This is a genomic window from Mycobacterium sp., assembly GCF_049802695.1.
Taxonomy (GTDB): Bacteria; Actinomycetota; Actinomycetes; order Mycobacteriales; family Mycobacteriaceae; genus Mycobacterium.
In genome coordinates this window covers 1-2,745 of the sequence record NZ_JBARMY010000506.1, presented here as the reverse complement: position 1 = coordinate 2,745, position 2,745 = coordinate 1, and the positions used below count along the sequence as shown (strand labels likewise).

2 protein-coding genes and 1 pseudogene are annotated in these 2,745 nt (G+C 68.5%); all 3 read left to right on the top strand.

Annotated elements, in window-relative coordinates; all coding sequences use genetic code 11:
* Positions 1 to 1,364 (top strand): methylmalonyl-CoA mutase family protein (locus WA317_RS19925; RefSeq protein WP_425174673.1); only part of this gene is annotated, 1,364 nt, incomplete at its 5' end.
* Positions 1,365 to 2,354 (top strand): methylmalonyl Co-A mutase-associated GTPase MeaB, encoded by a 990-nt coding sequence (gene meaB, locus WA317_RS19920; protein WP_425174672.1) that lies wholly within the window; start codon positions 1,365 to 1,367, stop codon positions 2,352 to 2,354. It begins immediately after the preceding gene.
* 135 nt (positions 2,355 to 2,489) lie between these two features.
* A pseudogene (locus WA317_RS19915) lies at positions 2,490 to 2,745 on the top strand (HNH endonuclease signature motif containing protein); the annotation flags it as partial.

Sequence of the window (2,745 nt, the reverse complement as noted above, 5' to 3'; positions counted from 1 at the left end):
TGTCGTTCTTCTGGGGCATCGGGATGAACTTCTTCATGGAAGTCGCCAAACTGCGCGCGGGCCGGCTGCTGTGGAGCGAGCTGGTCGCCCAGTTCGAGCCGAAGAACCCCAAATCGCTGTCGCTGCGCACGCATTCGCAAACCTCGGGCTGGTCGCTGACCGCCCAGGACGCCTTCAACAACGTCGCCCGCACCTGTATCGAGGCGATGGCCGCCACGCAGGGACACACCCAGTCGCTGCACACCAATGCGCTCGACGAGGCGCTGGCGCTGCCCACCGATTTCTCCGCGCGCATCGCCCGCAACACCCAGCTGCTGTTGCAGCAGGAGTCCGGCACTACCAGGCCGATCGATCCGTGGGCCGGCTCGTATTACGTGGAGCGGCTGACCCATCAGCTGGCGCAAGCCGCCCGCTTCCACATCGCCGAGGTGGCCGAGCACGGCGGCATGGCCCAGGCCATCGACGACGGCATCCCCAAGCTGCGCATCGAAGAGGCCGCCGCGCGCACCCAGGCCCGCATCGACTCCAGACGCCAGCCGGTGATCGGGGTCAACAAATACCAGGTCGACGAGGACCACGAGATCGAGGTGCTGAAGGTCGAGAACAGCCGGGTGCGCAGCGAGCAGCTGGCGAAACTGCAAGAGCTGCGGGCCCATCGTGACCCGACCGCGGTGGAGGCCGCCCTCGCGGAGCTGACGCGCGCGGCCGCCGCCCACGGCCGGACCGGCCAGGACGGGTTGGGTAACAACCTGCTGGCGCTGGCCATCGACGCCGCCCGGGCCAAGGCCACCGTGGGGGAGATCTCCGACGCACTGGAGAAGGTGTACGGACGGCATCGAGCCGAGATCCGCACCATCTCCGGGGTTTACCGCGACGAAGCCACAGGAGACGGAAAAATCACCCAGCTTTCTCGAGCCACCGACTTAGTCGAGAAGTTCGCCGAGGCCGACGGGCGCCGTCCCCGGATTCTGGTCGCGAAGATGGGTCAGGACGGCCACGACCGCGGGCAGAAGGTCATCGCGACCGCGTTCGCCGACATCGGGTTCGATGTCGACGTCGGGTCGTTGTTCTCCACCCCGGACGAGGTGGCCCGCCAGGCCGCCGACAACGACGTGCACGTGATCGGGGTGTCCTCGCTGGCCGCCGGTCACCTGACGCTGGTGCCCGCGCTGCGCGACGCGCTGGCCGAAGTGGGCCGCTCCGACATCATGATCGTCGTCGGGGGAGTCATCCCGCCCGGCGACTTCGACGAGCTGCATGCCGCCGGGGCCGCAGCCATCTTCCCGCCGGGAACCGTGATCGCCGACGCCGCCATCGGCTTGCTGAACAAGCTTGCCGAGCGGTCAGGGTACGACCTCACGTAGATGGCACGCGACTCCCAGAACACCGTCCAAGACCTGGCGGCGGCGGTACGCCGCGGCGACCGCGCCGCTCTGCCGCGGGCCATCACCCTGGTGGAGTCCACTCGGCCCGATCATCAGGAGCGGGCCCAGCAGCTGCTGCTGGAGTTGACGCCGCACGCCGGAAATGCGCACCACATCGGCATCACCGGCGTTCCGGGGGTGGGCAAGTCGACGGCGATCGAAGCGCTCGGCATGAATCTGATCGTGCGGGGACACCGGGTTGCGGTGCTCGCGGTGGACCCGTCGTCGACCCGGACCGGCGGATCGATCCTCGGCGACAAGACCAGGATGCCCCGGTTGGCCACTCACCCGGACGCCTACATCCGCCCGTCCCCGACGTCGGGCACGCTCGGCGGAGTGGCCAAGGCCACCCGGGAAACGATTGTGCTGCTGGAGGCCGCCGGCTTCGACGTGGTCGTGGTCGAGACCGTCGGCGTCGGTCAGTCCGAGGTGGCGGTGGCCAACATGGTGGACACTTTCGTCTTTCTGACGCTGGCGCGCACCGGTGATCAGTTGCAGGGCATCAAAAAAGGGGTGCTGGAGCTGGCCGACATCGTGGCGGTCAACAAAGCCGACGGCAACCACCTCAGCGAGGCGCGTTCAGCCGCCCGCGAGCTCTCCTCGGCGATCCGGCTGATCCATCCGCGCGACACCCTGTGGCGGCCACCCGTGCTGACCATGAGCGCGCTGGAGGGCACCGGCCTGACCGAGCTGTGGGAGACCATCGAGCGGCATCGTCAGGTGCTCACCGAAGCCGGGGAGTTCCAGGCGCGCCGCCGGGCGCAGCAGGTCGACTGGACCTGGCAGCTGGTGCGCGACACGGTGCTCGACCGGGTGCTGGCCAACCCCGCAGTGCGCAAGATCCGCGCCGAGGTGGAGCGCCAGGTGCTGTGCGGCGAGCTGACGCCCGCGTTGGCGGCGCAGCAGATCATCGAGGTGGCGACGGACTGAGTGGCGACGGGCTGAGCCTCCAGCGCGCTCGGTGGGCTTCGCAGGCGCACCGCGGCTTGCCGGGTCATGGCCAAATCACTTGTTTCACTGTGGTTTCAGGGGTTTCTTGTCGGTGGCCGCCGATAGTCTTCGGGTATGGCAGTCAGCAGTCGTGAGGAGGTTGTCGCCGCGTTCGACGCGTTGCGCGACGCCGTTTCCGGTGTGGCTGATTTGTCGTTCGATGCGCTGACCACACCCGAACGGCTCGGGTTGTTGGAGCGCCTCGAACACGACTGCCGCCGGCTGCCGGTGGCTCGGCACGCGTTGCTCAACGGCGTGCGCGAGCAGGCCAGCGCGGCGGAGATCGGCGGCAAGCTCTCCCACGTGCTGGCTGACCGGTGCGGTATTGCGC

Excerpts from the sequence above, each read along its gene's own strand:
- meaB (WP_425174672.1), top strand. The coding sequence starts at position 1,365 with ATGGCACGCGACTCCCAGAACACCGTCCAAGACCTGGCGGCGGCGGTA.